Source organism: Micromonospora sp. DT63 (assembly GCF_049841615.1).
Lineage (GTDB): Bacteria > Actinomycetota > Actinomycetes > Mycobacteriales > Micromonosporaceae > Micromonospora.
In genome coordinates this window covers 427,778-442,698 of the sequence record NZ_JBNCKQ010000004.1, presented here as the reverse complement: position 1 = coordinate 442,698, position 14,921 = coordinate 427,778, and the positions used below count along the sequence as shown (strand labels likewise).

The 14,921-nt window shown below is 73.3% G+C and carries 9 protein-coding genes; 6 read left to right on the top strand and 3 right to left on the bottom strand.

Features of this window, described 5'->3' with window-relative positions; all coding sequences use genetic code 11:
* The first annotated feature begins 2 nt into the window (after window positions 1-2).
* Window positions 3-494: a 5-(carboxyamino)imidazole ribonucleotide mutase gene (gene purE, locus ACLQ27_RS17820; protein ID WP_357493717.1), complete on the top strand. Its 492-nt coding sequence runs from the start codon at window positions 3-5 to the stop codon at window positions 492-494.
* A gap of 136 nt (window positions 495-630) precedes the next feature.
* On the opposite strand, the gene ACLQ27_RS17815 is transcribed toward purE, so the two are convergent.
* Together ACLQ27_RS17815 and ACLQ27_RS17810 are read right to left on the bottom strand one after the other, a co-directional pair.
* Window positions 631-5,529 (bottom strand): SCO7613 C-terminal domain-containing membrane protein, encoded by a 4,899-nt coding sequence (locus ACLQ27_RS17815; RefSeq protein ID WP_425867691.1) that lies wholly within the window; start codon window positions 5,527-5,529, stop codon window positions 631-633.
* Between the two features lie 151 nt (window positions 5,530-5,680).
* The gene (locus tag ACLQ27_RS17810) at window positions 5,681-7,108 is read right to left on the bottom strand and encodes a UDP-glucose dehydrogenase family protein (protein WP_425867690.1); all 1,428 of its coding nucleotides are present in this window, start codon (window positions 7,106-7,108) and stop codon (window positions 5,681-5,683) included.
* A gap of 249 nt (window positions 7,109-7,357) precedes the next feature.
* Between ACLQ27_RS17810 and ACLQ27_RS17805 the strand changes: the two genes are divergently transcribed.
* The 3 genes from ACLQ27_RS17805 to ACLQ27_RS17795 all read left to right on the top strand — a co-directional run bounded on the left by ACLQ27_RS17805 (window position 7,358) and on the right by ACLQ27_RS17795 (window position 11,525).
* Entirely contained in the window at window positions 7,358-8,521 is a 1,164-nt protein-coding gene (locus ACLQ27_RS17805) for an acyl-CoA dehydrogenase family protein (RefSeq protein WP_357493721.1), read from the top strand.
* Window positions 8,522-8,754: 233 nt separating this feature from the next.
* On the top strand, window positions 8,755-9,960 hold the full coding sequence (locus ACLQ27_RS17800) for a DUF418 domain-containing protein (RefSeq protein WP_357493723.1): 1,206 nt from the start codon (window positions 8,755-8,757) through the stop codon (window positions 9,958-9,960).
* 284 nt (window positions 9,961-10,244) lie between these two features.
* On the top strand, window positions 10,245-11,525 hold the full coding sequence (locus ACLQ27_RS17795) for a multidrug effflux MFS transporter (RefSeq protein ID WP_425867687.1): 1,281 nt from the start codon (window positions 10,245-10,247) through the stop codon (window positions 11,523-11,525).
* 48 nt (window positions 11,526-11,573) lie between these two features.
* Here ACLQ27_RS17795 and ACLQ27_RS17790 read toward each other — a convergent pair whose 3' ends face one another.
* Entirely contained in the window at window positions 11,574-12,239 is a 666-nt protein-coding gene (locus ACLQ27_RS17790) for a hypothetical protein (protein ID WP_357493727.1), read from the bottom strand.
* A gap of 23 nt (window positions 12,240-12,262) precedes the next feature.
* On the opposite strand from ACLQ27_RS17790, the gene ACLQ27_RS17785 reads away from it, so the two are divergent.
* Both ACLQ27_RS17785 and ACLQ27_RS17780 read left to right on the top strand, forming a co-directional pair.
* Complete coding sequence (locus ACLQ27_RS17785) at window positions 12,263-12,781, top strand: acyl-CoA thioesterase (protein WP_357493729.1); 519 nt, start codon at window positions 12,263-12,265, stop codon at window positions 12,779-12,781.
* Between the two features lie 142 nt (window positions 12,782-12,923).
* On the top strand, window positions 12,924-14,894 hold the full coding sequence (locus ACLQ27_RS17780) for an acetoacetate--CoA ligase (protein WP_425867685.1): 1,971 nt from the start codon (window positions 12,924-12,926) through the stop codon (window positions 14,892-14,894).
* Window positions 14,895-14,921 lie beyond the last annotated feature (27 nt).

Sequence of the window (14,921 nt, the reverse complement as noted above, 5' to 3'; positions counted from 1 at the left end):
CGGTGACCACAGTCGGACTGATCATGGGCAGCGACTCGGACTGGCCCACGATGCGGGCCGCCGCCGAGGTGCTGGACGACTTCGAGGTGTCCTACGAGGTGCGGGTCATCTCGGCACACCGGACCCCGGTCGCGATGATCGACTATGGTCGCGACGCCGTCGACCGGGGGCTCAAGGTGATCATCGCCGGTGCCGGTGGCGCCGCAGCCCTGCCCGGCATGGTCGCCTCGGTGACGCCGCTGCCGGTGATCGGCGTGCCGGTGCCGTTGAAGCACCTCGACGGGATGGACTCGCTGCTGTCCATCGTGCAGATGCCGGCGGGGATCCCGGTGGCCACCGTGTCGATCGGCAACGCCCGCAACGCCGGCCTGCTGGCCGTCCGGATCCTCGGCGCGTCGGACGAGACCCTGCGCGCCCGGATGGCGAAATACCAGCAGGACCTGGAGCAGCTCATCAAGACCAAGGACGCAGCCCTCCAAGCCACCCTCCCGTAACCCCTCCCACGCCTCCCTCCTCCGCGATCTTGCACTTTCGGTCGCGGTAACGCGGCATTTGTCCCTCTATGCGGCGACAGAAAGTGCAAGATCGCGGGAAGGCCCAGGCGCGCGGACCCTGCCGTGACCCTCCGATTCATCTCATGCCGCGGAGCGCGGTCTGGAGGCGTTCCTGGGCGCGGCGGCGGCGTTCGTTGCTCGCCCCGAGGACGAGCAGCAGGAGCCCCACGGGGATCAGCGCCAGCCACGGGCCGAGGCTGAACAACGCGTGGATCGCGGCGATCGCGGTGACGGACGCGCCGACGATCACCGGGGCCTGCTGCCGGCTGGACGAGCCGAAGATCAGCACCGCGACCGCGCCGAGCAGCAGCAGCATCTGCCGCAACGTGCTGGAATCGGTGGCCAGCACGATCGCCAGCGTCGGCAGGAACGCGGCGACCAACGCCGGCCCGTACGCCACCCAGCTGCTCAGATCGGGGCGGTGCCGCAGTTCGAGCACACCGACCAGCAGGGCCAGCGCGGCGAACGGCAGCGTGTACGCCTCGGGCAGCGCCACGTCGGCGACGCGCATCAGGATCCACCAGGCGGTGATCTCGCAGAACACCACAGCCCAGAAGAGGATCCGGCGTTCCACCGGCCGCCGGCCGGGACGGGTCGCCGCCACGCCGAGCACCGCTCCCCAGGCGGCCAGCAAAGCGGCGATGTGCCGGGGGGAGTCGAAGGCGAGCGCCAGCGCGATCAGGGCCGCCGCGTACCCGCTCCACTGCACGGTGGCGGCCTCGCGCTGCGCCTCGGGGCGGCGCAGTCGGGGCAGGGTCGCGGCGAACACCTGCAGGACCGCTCCGACGGCGAGCACCCCGAACGCGGACCACACCGCAGCCAGCCCGACGACCAGGCCGGCGGTGAGCACGAAGAGCTGGGCCATCAGCGAGGCGAAGAGCCAGCCCAGGATGCGCGCCCGCTGGGTGGTGCCGAACAGGGCCGCCACCACGCCCACGCCTACCGCGCCACCGAGGGTGAACAGGGTCAGTTGCTCCTCGGCCAGGCTGCCGGCCAGGCCGGCGCCACCGGCGGCCAGGCCGATGGCGAAGACCAGCACCCGGGCCAGCCGCAGCGACCGGGCCGGCTCGACGAGGGGCGGTGGCGGGGTCAGGGCGAGGCCGAGCATCGAGATGGTGAAGACGGAGAGCGCCGCGAGGGTGCTCGCCGGCCACCCGCTGCCCAGCGCGATGGGCGCGATCAGCAGCGTGACGGCGGCGCCGGGCAGCACGACTGGTACGGCACGGGACCGTCGTCCGCCGCTGAACCCGGTGGCGGCCAGGGCCGCCGTCGCGGTGAGCAGCAGCGCGGTCAGCACGTGGGTCGGGTTGACCACGTCCGACGGCGGCGTGAGCAGCTCCGGCGGCGGACCCTGCCAGATCCGGCTCAACGTGCGGTGCGGCTCGACGAGGGCGACGACCAGGGCCGGCGCGATCGACGCGAGCGCCAGGGCGGTCGGCAGCGCGGCGGCCGCGAGCGCGCCGGCGGACGGGCTGACCCGCCACCGCCGCCGGTCCGGGTTGTCCGGCAGTCGCCGCAGCGCGCCGTCGAGGAGCACCGCCCAGCGGCGGACCGGCTGGGCGGAACCGGTGGGCGGCACGGTCGCCGCGCGGATCAGCTCGGCGAGGACACCGAGCAGCGCGGCGGCGGCCGCGTAGACCCCGGCCGGGAGCCCGGTGGGGATGGCGGCGAGTGCGCTGATGCTGGCACCGCCGACCACTGCCACGCTGACCCAGGGCAGGTACTGCGGAACGTGTCGGCGTACCGCGGCGACGCCGGCCAGACCGAGGCTGGACGCGGCGAGGGCGGCGGTCAGCACCACCTGTGCCGAGTGCTGGAACTCGACGGCCAGCGCCGCCACCGCGCCGGGCAGCGCGAGCAGCGCCGCGCCGGCCGCCGCGCCGCCGATCTGCGCCAGGTGCGGCGGCATGCCCTCGGTCTCCAGGTCGGTCACCTGCGGGCCGGCCAGGACGCGCGCCAGCGCGGCCACCACGACGCCGATGAGCGCGATGCTGCCCAGCGCCAGCGCGGTGGTCCACGGGCGGACCAGGCCGGCGCCGGCCCCGTGCAGCGCGACCACCCCGGCCACGGTGGCCCGGGACAGCCCGGCCCGGGCCTCCTCGCTGGCCACCGCCGCCATCCCGTAGACGGTGGCGACCATGGCCCCGACGAGCACCGGCGACCACCAGGGCAGGTCGAACGCGGCAGGTGCGCCGATCGTGGCGAGCACCACGGCCACCCCGGACGCGTCCCACCGCCAGGGCGGCGGGAGCAGGACGCCGGCGGCGACGGCCAACAGCACCAGCGCGATCGGCGCCTGCCAGGTCGCACCGCCGGTCGGCGCGGCCGGCCAGCCGCTCAGGTCGCCGTCCCAGATCGGCCCGGGGGTGGCCAGCACACCGACCCCACCGCGCAGCGCCGTCCAGCCGGCCAGCACCCCGATGAGTAGGCCGCCGACGGCGATGCCGAGGACGGGGCCGCGTCGCCACTCCTCCGGCATGGCGCGGGCGCCGACGGCCACCACCAGGACCAGGCCGGCGGCCACCGCCAGTTGCCCACCCGGCGCGAGGACCGCGGCGATCCGCACCATCGTGGCGATCAGGGCGGTGGTCACCGCCGCGGCGGCCAGGTCCGAACCGTCCAGGGTGAGATCCGAGCGGCGGCCGGCGTCGATCGACGGGGCCAGGAAGAGCAGCACCGCGGCGACCAGCAGCAGCGCCCCGACCCAGGCGTCGGCGACCGTCGCACCGGGTGCGCCGAAGGCGGCGGCGGTGACGACGAGCGCGCCCAGCCCGGTGCCGACCGACAGGGGCGCCGGGATGCGCCGCTGCGAGACCTGCACCATGGCGGCGTACCCGAGGGTCACACAGACGGCCAGGAAACTCGCCGCCAGCACCGGGACGGTCGCCTCGCGGAGGCTGGCCGGGGTGGGGGTCTCGTCGACGGGCATGGTGGCGGCCACGAACGCGGCCACCGCCCCGGGCAGCGCGAAGGCCGCCCCTCCGGAGGCCCAGTCCGTGACCGTGTCGGCGGCGGCCGACGCGATCCGGACCCGGGGTGCCAGCGCGACAAGCGCGCCGGCCGCGAAGAGGGTGAGCAGGACGGCGGCGGTGAGCGCGGGTCGGGACAGCCCGGCGCCCGCGGCGAACAGGCCCACCACGGCGGCGCCGACGGCGTGGGCCAGGGCGGCCCGGGTGGTACGCGCGGAGAGGCCGATGACCCCGATGCCGATCGCGGTGACCACCATCGGCCAGGGCGCCGAGGCCCAGCCGAGGCCGAACGACGCCGGTACGGCAAGCGCCGTCAGCGCCGCACCGGCGACCGCGAACTCGCGGCGGATCTCCGGTGGCAGGGCCACCACCGCGGCGATGGTGAGCAGGAACGCGGCGGCGGCGAGCTGCCAGGTGGTCGGGCCGACGGCGGCGGCCAGTTCGGTGGCGTACCTGTCGAGGTCGGCGTCCCAGGCGGGCAGTGCCGCCCGGACGGGGGCGACCCCGGCGCGCAGTGCTCCCCCGGCGACCACAAGTCCGCTGACGGTGAGGGCGACAGCCGAGGCGATCTGCGGGCCGCGTCGGGCCGTCTCGGGGACCGCGCGGACCGCCAGCCCGGTCACCGTGATCACCGCCGCGATCAGCAGCAACGACTGACCGGGCAGGGCCACCGAGACGATCCGGCCGAACGCGCCGATCACGGCCAGAGTGACGATGCCGGCCGCCACGTCGGGCAGCGGTGGGCGGCGCAGCACCAGCGCGCCGGCCAGCCCGACGGCGGCCGCCAGCAGGAGCACCAGCCCGGCGCCGGTCGCCGTCGGCACGGCCTCCGCCCGCAGCAGGGCGGTGACCGCGTACGCCAGGGCGACCGCGACGGCCACCGCGTGCAGCGACCAGGTCAGCTCGCGCAGCCCGGGCACCGGGCGGGCGGGCCGCGCGTCGACGGTGCCCGCGCCAGCATCGATCAGTTCGCCGGCCTCCTCCGGGTCGGCCTCCGGTCGGGCCTCGGCGTCACGCTGCCGAGGTGTCGCCGATCCGCTGGCGGGGCTCGGCAGGTCCTGTCGGACGGGGCGCTCCACCACGATCGGGGAGCGGGCCAGCCAGAGGTCGAGAAGGGCCACCAGGGTCAGCACCAGCGCCCAGCCGCCCGGCCCGGTGATCCGGTCGTACGCGAGCAGCGGCAGCACCGGCTGCGCGGCGACCACTGTCGCGAAGCGGGGCGCGCGCAGCCCGGTCCAGGCGGCGTACCCGACGGACACGGCGGCGGTGGCCGCGAAGATCAGACCGGCGAAGACGGCGCCGGAGGTGGCGCCGTCGTCGATCCGGTCCACCGCCCACAGCGCGTACCCGGCCAGCGGCACGAGCAGCAGACCCACCGCGGAGATCGTCTCCGCGGTGGAGGTGAGCCCGCGCCGGGCCAGCGCCGGCGGCGCGAGCAGCATCAGCACCGTGGCGACCAGCAGGACGCCGAGGCGGGCCAGCGCGTCCATCGAACTCGTCGCCACCGCGGCGAAGACCACCGCGGCCACGGCGAGCAGCAGCGCGCCCAACCCGAGAGGGATGTTCTGCACCTCCCGCGAGGACGCCTCCGGCGGGTGCTCGGGGTCGTCGGCGTCCAGCCAGGACGCCCTTGGCGGGGGCGGCGGCGGATCTTCCGGGCTGGGCGGGGTGCCCTGGCGCGGGACCCGGGGCGGGGCGCCGGTGGTGGCCGTCGGCGGGCGGCGACCCGGTCGGCGGCGCAGCACCCGGCGGGGCCGGGTGGCCTGCTTGATCCGCTCCTCACCGGCGTGGGCGAGGATGTCCCGTTGGAAGAGCGCGGCCTGCATCTTGGCGGCGATCTGCCGCTGTTCGCGGGCGATGGCGGCGTCGCGCGCTTTCATCTCCGCGATCGAGCGCTCGATGTCCGCCAGATGCTCGACCCACTGGGGCTGGTCGGCCCCGCAGTGCGGACACTGCACGGCCGGCTTGATCTCCCGACCGCACGAGGAGCATTGAAAGGTCGCCACGACACCCCTCCACCCGCACTGTGGACTCCCACTGTCGCAGCATGCCCAAAGCTGGCGCGGATTTCGACACTTGTCGGCGGGTCCGGGGCAAACAACATCACCGGCCGGCCGCGCAGGGGTGCGTCGCGACCGGCCGGTGAGTGGCGAAACGTCAGGGGCGGCCCATGCCCCGGTACTCCCAGCCGGCCTGGGTCCACAGTGTCGAGTCGAGGCAGTTGCGCCCGTCGACGACCTTGCGGCCGGCGACCAGCTCACCCAGGGCGACCGGGTCGGCGTTGCGGAAGTCCGCCCACTCGGTGAGGACGCAGACCAGGTCGGCGTCGGCGACGGCCTCGTTGATGCCGGCCTCGTACGTCAGCTCGGGCACCGCGCGGCGGGCGTTCTCGGCGCCCTGCGGGTCGTACACGTGCACGTCGGCGCCGGCCTTCTGCAACAGCGCGGCGACGGCGAGCGCCGGGGCGTCGCGGACGTCGTCGGTGTTGGGCTTGAAGGTGGCGCCCAGCACGGCGATGCGGGTGCCGGAGAAGTCCGGGCCGGCCGGCCCGGAGCGCCGGCCGAGCAGGTCCGCCGCGAGCTGGAGCACGCGGGTCCGGCGGCGCAGGTTGATCAGGTCGACCTCGTGCAGGAAGCGCAGTGCCTCGCCCGCGCCCAGCTCCTGCGCGCGGGCCTGGAAGGCGCGGATGTCCTTGGGCAGGCAGGCGCCGCCGAAGCCGAGCCCGGCCTGGAGGAACCGGTTGCCGATCCGGGGGTCGTACCCGATCGCGCGGGCCAGCTGGGTGACGTCGCCGCCGCTGGCCTCGCAGACCTCGGCCATGGCGTTGATGAAGGAGATCTTGGTGGCCAGGAACGCGTTCGCCGCGACCTTGACCAGCTCGGCCGTCGCGAAGTCGGTGACCACCAGCGGCACCTCGCGGTCCTCGGTGGCGGCCAGGTCGAAGACGCCCTTGTGCGCGGCGTAGAGCATGCCGTTGGCCCACTCGCTCTTCACGCCGACCACGATCCGGTTGGGGCGCAGCACGTCGTCGACGGCGAAGCCCTCCTGGAGGAACTCGGGGCTCCACGCCACCTCGACCTCCAGGTCGCCGGGGGTGTGCTTGCCGACCAGCTGCTCGACCCAGTCGGCGGTGCCCACCGGCACGGTGGACTTGCCGACGATCAGCGCCTTGCGGGTCAGGTGCTGCGCGAGGCTGGTCACCGACGCCTCGACGTACGACAGGTCGGCGCCCATCCCGTCGGCCCGCTGGGGGGTGCCGACGCAGATGAAGTGCACGTCGCCGAACTCGGCGGTCTCGGCGATGTCGGTCGAGAACCGCAGCCGGCCGGCGGCCAGGTTGCGCTTGAGCAGCTCGTCCAGGCCGGGCTCGTGGATCGGCACCTCGCCGGCGTTCAGCTTCGCGATCTTGTCCGCGTCGACGTCGAACCCGAGCACCTCGTACCCGAGTTCCGCGTAGCAGATGGCGTACGTCGCACCGAGGTAGCCGGTTCCCAGAAACGTCACCCGCGGCCGAGGTGCACCGGAAGGCGGCGTCACCGCGGCGATGGCGGGGGTCGGCTGGATGGTGGGGTAGGGGATCGTCACGCCTGTCTTCTCCGCTCGCACTGGCGGCGCGTCGTCGCGTCGCATTCTGCTGCGGCGCCTGACGGGGCACCGGAGGGTGGCTCACTGTCTGTCTCTCATCATCGCCCAGCGGCGCGGGTGCTCCGTCATGCCCATACCTACGCGCCGGTAACATCACCTGAACTGCAGTCGCTATCCTTCAGTCTGCGCGGTCGGCGGTCAGGGGAGGCCACAGACTGCGCATGATAGCGGTGAAGGGGAGGGGCCGACATGGCCGCAGGGGAGTCGTTCGACGTCTACCGGTTGCCCGAGGAGCACGAGGCGATCCGGGAGGCGGTCCGTGAGGTCTGTGCCGCCAAGGTGGCTCCGCACGCCGCCGAGGCCGACGAGACCGGGGAGTTTCCGAAGGCGTCCTACGACGCGCTGCGGGCAGCCGACTTCCACGCACCGCACATCCCCGAGGAGTACGGGGGCGCGGGCGCGGACGCGCTGGCCACCGCCATCGTGATCGAGGAGGTGGCGCGCGCCTGCGCGTCCTCCTCGCTGATCCCGGCGGTCAACAAACTCGGCACGATGCCGCTGCTGTTGTCCGGTTCCGAGGAGATCAAGCGCCGCTACCTGACCCCGGTCGCGGCGGGCGACGCCATGTTCTCGTACTGCCTCTCGGAGCCCGAGGCGGGCAGCGACGCGGCGTCGATGACGACCCGGGCGGTGCGTGACGGGGATCACTGGGTGCTCAACGGCGTGAAGCGCTGGATCACCAACGCCGGCGTCTCCGAGTTCTACACCGTCTTCGCCGTCACCGACCCCGCCGCCCGATCCCGGGGCATCTCGGCCTTCGTGGTCGAGAAGTCCGATGCCGGCGTGAGCTTCGGCGCACCGGAGAAGAAGCTGGGGATCAAGGGCTCCCCGACCCGCGAGGTCTACCTGGACAACGTGCGGATCCCCGCCGACCGGATGATCGGCGCGGAGGGCACCGGCTTCGCCACCGCCATGAAGACCCTCGACCACACCCGGGTGACCATCGCCGCGCAGGCCGTCGGGATCGCGCAGGGCGCGCTCGACTACGCCAAGGGGTACGTCGCCGAGCGCCGCCAGTTCGGCAAGGCGATCGCCGAGTTCCAGGGCATCCAGTTCATGCTCGCCGACATGGGCATGAAGCTGGAGGCTGCCCGGCAGCTCACGTACGCCGCCGCCGGCAAGTCCGAGCGGGGCGACGCCGACCTGACCTACTTCGGCGCGGCGGCGAAGTGCTTCGCCTCCGACGCCGCCATGGAGATCACCACCGACGCGGTGCAGCTGCTCGGCGGCTACGGCTACACCCGCGACTACCCGGTCGAGCGGATGATGCGCGACGCCAAGATCACCCAGATCTACGAAGGAACGAACCAGGTGCAGCGCATCGTCATGGCGCGGCAGCTGCTCAAGGGCTGATTCCGAGCTCTTCTGGCTGCTCTGCCTGGCGGGATTACCTCTGGTCCCCCAGAACGCTTCTCCTCGGCGTTCTGGGGGATTCCTGTTGTGTCGGTCGGGGTTCCGGGTGTGTCGCGGGTAGGGCCCACCCCACCAGCGTCTTCCCGCTCACCGGCTGTCATCCGGAAAGGCCGCTTCATAGGGTCACAGGACAGTCACCGAACACGATTGCTGTCCGTTCCGGAGGTTGTCACGTGAGCCACTCCATCAAGGACCCACCCGTCGGGAGCCGCGCGTCGTCCGGGACGCTCTCCCGGATCGTCGACGTCGACGCGTTGCGCGCCGTGGCGCTGCTCCTCATCCTGATCGTCAACATCGCCTTCTTCGCCTCCGGCTATCCCTTCCAGCTGGTCCCGGATCCCGCGTACGACTCGTGGGGCGACCAGGCGGTCCTGTGGCTGGTCGAGCTGCTGTTCACGATGAAGGCGTACCTGCTCTTCTCCTTCCTGTTCGGCTACAGCTTCACGCTCCAGCTCGATTCCGCCGCGCGACGGGGCGTCGACGTCGTCCCACGGTTCCGGCGACGGCTGGTCGGGCTCTTCGTGCTCGGCATCCTGCACGCGGTGCTGCTGTTCCAGGGCGACATCCTGACCGCGTACGCGTTGCTCGGTCTGGTCCTGCTCGCCATGCGGGGAGTCCGCGTCAGGACCGCGCTGCGCGTCGCCGTACTGCTGACCGGCGGGATCGGCTTCCTCCTCGCGCTCGCCGCCACGGGCGGGACCCAGCTGGTCACCGATCCGGCGACGGCGCTGGCGGCGGGGCAGCGGTCCACCGAGGCGCTACAGGGTGGGTTCGGCTCGGTGATCAGCGAGCACGTACGCCAGCTGCCGGCGATGCTCGGCACGCTCCTCGTGCAGGGGCCGCTCGCCCTCTCGGCCTTCCTCTTCGGTTACGCGGCCGGTCGGCGCCGGCTGCTCACCGACATCGCCGGGAACCGGCAGCTCCTGCGCCGGGTGCAGCAGCTGGGCTATCCGATCGGCCTGGCCGGTGCGGTGATCTTCGCGGCGGGCGGGGGCACCGCGAACCTGACCGGGCTGACGGCGGGCGTGCTCACCGCGCCGCTGCTCGCGGCCGCGTACGCCGCCACCCTGCTCCAGTTCTTCCAGACCGAGCGGGGTCGGCGGGTCGCCGCCGTACTCGCGCCGGCCGGGCGGATGTCCCTGTCGAACTACCTGGGCCAGTCGCTGCTCTGCGTGCTGGTCTTCACCGGCGTCGGGCTGGGCCTCGCCGGTGCCGTCGCGCCCCCGGTCGTCGTCCTCATCGCGGTCGCGATCTACTGCCTGCAGCTCGCCGGCAGCGCGGCGTGGATGGCCCGGTTCCGGTACGGGCCGCTGGAGTGGCTGTTGCGGGCCTGGACCGAGCAGCGGTGGCCGCGTCTGCGGGCCGCGGACCCCGCATAGGGCGGTGGGCGATCTTCCCCAGCTGTGACCGCAGCTCACAGCTGGGGCGGCCGGACGGAACCGCGTGACTCCCCACACACAGGGAACGTCGTACACGGCCGAGGTGTTGTCGACCCGGGAGAATCATCCCGGATCATCGCCCACCCGGCCAACCCCGCCACGGCCTCTGAGTCGTCACGTCCACGCCGCCCACCGCCGGGCATCCTCCGCCGCGTCCACGCGGTCCCGGTGACGCCCCGCGCCGCCGCTCGTGACGACGCGCCGGCTTCCGCAGAGAGATCGAGATGATGAAGCAGCTGGTGGAGAAGACCGCCCCCGAGCAGGATGTGCTGCCCGGCGACCTGATGACCAACCGCCAGCGGGCCCGGCTCGTGCTGGTGCTCGGCGCGTTGATCGCGATCGGGCCGTTGACCATCGACATGTACCTGCCGGCGCTGCCCGCCATCACGGCCGGCCTGCAGACCACCGAGACCGCCGTGCAGTTGACGCTGACCGGCACGCTGGTCGGCCTCGCGCTGGGCCAGTTGCTGATCGGGCCGCTCTCCGACGTGGTCGGGCGGCGTCTGCCGTTGCTCGCCGGGCTCGCCGCGCACATCGTGGCCTCCGTGCTGTGCGTCTTCGCGCCCAACATCGCCGTGCTCGGCGCGCTGCGCGTCCTGCAGGGCCTCGGCGTGGCGGCCGCCACCGTGGTCGCCACGGCCGTCGTGCGCGACCTGTTCAGCGGCGCCTCGTTCGCGCGGATCTTCTCGCGCCTGATGCTGGTCATGGGGCTGGCGCCGATCCTCGCGCCGACGCTGGGCAGCGGGCTGCTGCGCTGGACCGAGTGGCGGGGCGTCTTCGCGGCGCTGGCGGTGCTGGGCGCGTTGCTGATCGTCGTCGCGGCGTTGCAGCTTCCGGAGACCCTCGCGGTGGCCCGCCGCCGACACGGCGGGGTGGCGGCGACCCTGCGCGACTACCGGGCGCTGCTCAACGACCGGGCCTTCGTCGGTCTGGTGCTGGTCGCCGGGCTGGCCATGGCGTCGCTGTTCGCGTACGTCTCGGGGTCGTCGTTCGTGCTCCAGCGGGAGTACGGGCTCGACGAGCAGCAGTTCGGCCTGGCCTTCGGTGCCGGCGCCGTCGGCCTGATCGGCGCCACCCAGTTCAACGTCCGGCTGCTGCGGCGCTACACCCCGCAGCAGATCCTCATCAGCGCGCTGATCGCCGGAACGGCCGCCGGGCTGCTGCTGATCGCGTTCGCTGCCACCGGCTTCGGTGGCCTCGGCACCCTGCTCGCGTCGCTGTGGCTCGTGCTGGCCGCGGCGGGCCTGGCCCTGCCGAACGCCCCGGCGCTGGCCATGAGCCGGCACAGCGAGGCCGCCGGCACGGCCGCGGCGCTGCTCGGGGCCGTGCAGTTCGGCGTCGGCGCGGTGTCGGCGCCCCTGGCCGGCCTGTTCGGCACGGGGAGCGTACCGATGGCGGTCGTCATCGCGGGCGGCATGGCCGCGGCGCTGGCGGTCATGCTCCTGGTCGTGCCCCGCGCCACCCTCGGCGCGGTCGACCCGGACCTCGCCGTCGCCGTGCACTAGCGCGGCGGGTCTGGTCGGGCGGGCCGGGCCTCCCGGCCCGCCCGACGGTCAACGGATCTCGGTGGTGTCCTCGGGGCGGGACTGGCCCCGCGGCGGGGCGGACCACGGTGATTCGCCACCCACCCGGCGGGGCAGCGGCTCGGTCGGCGTCGGGTCGGCCGGGTAACCCAGGGTCAGCGGGGCGGTGTCGCGCTCCGCGGGCTCGGGCGACGGCCAGTCGGTGAGGGTGAAGTCGTCACCGCGCGGGCCGTCCGCCGGCGCCGGCGTCAGGGCCGGCGCGGTCGCGGCCTGCGGCCACTGCCGCCAGCGTTGGCCGCTGAACGTCGCCATGAGCAGCAGCAGGCCGATCAGGAAGAGCGTGCCGTTCTCCACCGGCAGCCGCAGCGGCAGCGGGTCACCGAACACCTTCCACCCCTGCGGGATCGCGTCGCGCACCTCGAACGGCGCCACGAACATCCCGACGTACGGGGTGACCAGCAGCAGCCCGGCCACCACCGGGCCCGCCGGTGAGAAGCGCAGTGTGCCGAGCAGCCCGAGCAGGACACCGCCGACGCCGAGGTACACGGCCGGTTCGATCAGGTTGGCGGTGTTGAAGGTGCCGATCTCCACCCAGCGGTCGACCGTCCGGCTCGACCCGTCCTGCCCGAGTGTGACAAGCGCCCACGTGATGGGTGCCACCACCAACCCGGCGAGGAAGCTCCAGAGATGTCGCATCCGCGCACCGTACCGTTTCCGGCATGACCGAGCACCTCTCCGCCGCTCCGACCGGCAAGCCGACGTCGTACTCCCGCGTCACCCTCAGCAAGATCATGACTGCGGTGGACGTGAACCTCTACGGAACCGTCCACGGCGGGGTCCTGATGAAGTTCGTCGACGACGTGGCGGGCGCCGCCGCAGCCCGGCACAGCGGCGGGACGGCGGTCACCGCGGCGATCGACGAGATCGTCTTCTCCGAGGCAGTCCGGGTCGGTGACCTGGTGCACGCGCACGCCCAGGTGAACTGGACCGGACAGACGTCGATGGAGGTGGGCGTGCGGGTGGTCGCCGAGCGGTGGGACTCGGCCGAGGACGCGCCGGTGCGGGTGGCCACGGCGTACCTGGTCTTCGTCGGCGTGGACGTCGGCGGTGCGCCGCGCATGGTCCGTCCGGTGCTGCCGGAGACGCCGGAGGACGAGCGCCGGTTCAAGGAGGCGGAGATCCGCCGTGCGCACCGTCTGGCCCGCCGCCGGGCCATCCAGGCGCACCGGGCGGGCTGAACCACATGGGTGGGTGGGCTGGAGTGTGGGCCGGGCACGCGTCGATAGGCGTACCCGGTGCGCAGAATGGCGCTTCGAGGTAGGGCAAGATGGCGCCACGGCCCATTCACAGTGTCGTGCGGGGCCAGGGGAGGGTGGAGCAGTGGGTGACGTGATGTGGACGCCGCCGGCGGACGTGCTGGAGCGGTCCCGGATCGGCGACTACCTGCGCTGGCTGGCCGAGCACCGCGGGCTGGACTTCGCCGACTACGACGCCCTGTGGCGGTGGTCGGTCACCGACCTGGACGCGTTCTGGCGCTCGATCTGGGACCACTTCGAGGTGATCGCGCACACCCCGCCGACCGCAACCCTGGCCGAGCGGGGGATGCCCGGGGCGCGCTGGTTCCCGGGCGCCACCCTCAACTACGCCGAGAACGTGCTGCGGATGCCGGGCCGCGCCGACGACGACCCCGTGGTCATCGCGCACGGCCAGACCCGCGAGCCGGTCACCCTCACCGCCGGGGAGCTGCGCGAGCAGGTCCGCCGGGTGTCGGCCGGTCTGCGCCGGCTCGGCGTCACCGCCGGGGACCGGGTGGCGGCGTACGCCCCCAACATTCCCGAGACGTACGTCCTGCTGCTGGCCACCGCCAGCCTCGGGGCCATCTTCTCGTCCTGCGCGCCGGAGTTCGGCACGCGCAGCGTCACCGACCGGTGGCAGCAGATCGAGCCGACCGTGCTCGTCGCCGTGGACGGCTACCGCTACGGCGACAAGCCGGTCGACCGCCGCGCCGAGGTCGCCGCGATCCGTGCGGCCCTGCCGTCGCTGCGCCACACCGTGAGCATCGGCTACCTCGACCCGGCGGGCCCCGCCCCCGAGGGCGCGCTGGGCTGGGCCGAGCTGGCCGCGCCCACCGACGAGCCGTCGACGTTCACGCCGGTGCCCTTCGACCACCCGCTGTACGTGCTCTACTCCTCGGGCACCACCGGGTTGCCGAAGCCGATCGTGCACGGCCACGGCGGCATCCTGCTGGAACACCTGAAGATGCTCGCCCTGCACCACGACCTCGGCCCGGCCGACCGGTTCTTCTGGTTCACCACCACCGGTTGGATGATGTGGAACTTCCTGGTCTCCGGGCCTGCGGTGGGCGCGGCCATCGTGCTCTTCGACGGCAACCCGGGCCACCCTGACCTCGGCGGCCTGTGGCGGCTCGCGGCCGAGACCGGCACCACGTACTTCGGCACCTCGGCGCCGTTCCTGCTGGCCTGCCGCAAGGCCGGCCTGGTGCCCCGCGAGGTCGCCGACCTGTCCGCGCTGCGCGGCGTGGGTTCCACAGGTGCGCCGCTGCCCGCCGAGGGCTTTCACTGGGTGTACGAGACCGTCGGCGACCAGGTGCAGCTCCAGTCGCTCTCGGGCGGCACCGACGTGTGCACGGGCTTCGTCGGCGGGGTGCCGCTGCTGCCGGTGTACGCCGGCGAGATCGCCTGCCGCGCGCTGGGCGCCAAGGTGGAGGCCCGCTCGGCCGACGGCACTCCGGTGATCGGCGAGCTGGGCGAGCTGGTGATCACCGAGCCGATGCCGAGCATGCCGGTGGGCTTCTGGAACGACCCGGACGGCACCCGTTACGCCGAGGCGTACTTCTCCGTCTACCCGGGCGTCTGGCGGCACGGTGACTGGATCACCATCAACTCCCGGGGCGGCTGCGTGATCACCGGCCGCTCCGACGCCACCCTCAACCGTGGCGGGGTCCGGCTCGGCACCGCCGAGTTCTACTCGGTGGTCGAGGGCCTCGACGAGGTCGTCGACTCGGTGGTGGTGCACCTGGAGGACGACGAGGGAGGCGCGGGTGAACTGCTGCTCTTCGTGGTGCTGGCCGACGGGCTGACTATGGACGACGCGCTGCGCAAGAAGATCTGCCGCGAACTGCGTACGGCCCTCTCACCCCGGCACGTGCCCGACGAGATCCACCAGGTACGCGCCGTGCCCCGCACCCTTTCAGCGAAGAAGCTGGAGGTGCCGGTCAAGAAGATCCTCACCGGCACCCCGGTCGACCAGGCCGCGGCCAAGGGCGCGCTGGTGAACCCGGATTCCCTTACCGCCTTCGCAACCTTCGCAAAGTCCCGCCCCCACCCCTAACCCCCACCCCCCCGCCCCGCCCCCGCC

What these genes read in the sequence shown, in the direction of transcription:
- ACLQ27_RS17805 (WP_357493721.1), top strand. Translation starts at nt 7,358, where the DNA reads ATGGCCGCAGGGGAGTCGTTCGACGTCTACCGGTTGCCCGAGGAGCAC.
- ACLQ27_RS17795 (WP_425867687.1), top strand. Translation starts at nt 10,245, where the DNA reads ATGATGAAGCAGCTGGTGGAGAAGACCGCCCCCGAGCAGGATGTGCTG.
- ACLQ27_RS17790 (WP_357493727.1), bottom strand. Translation starts at nt 12,239, where the DNA reads ATGCGACATCTCTGGAGCTTCCTCGCCGGGTTGGTGGTGGCACCCATC.
- ACLQ27_RS17785 (WP_357493729.1), top strand. Translation starts at nt 12,263, where the DNA reads ATGACCGAGCACCTCTCCGCCGCTCCGACCGGCAAGCCGACGTCGTAC.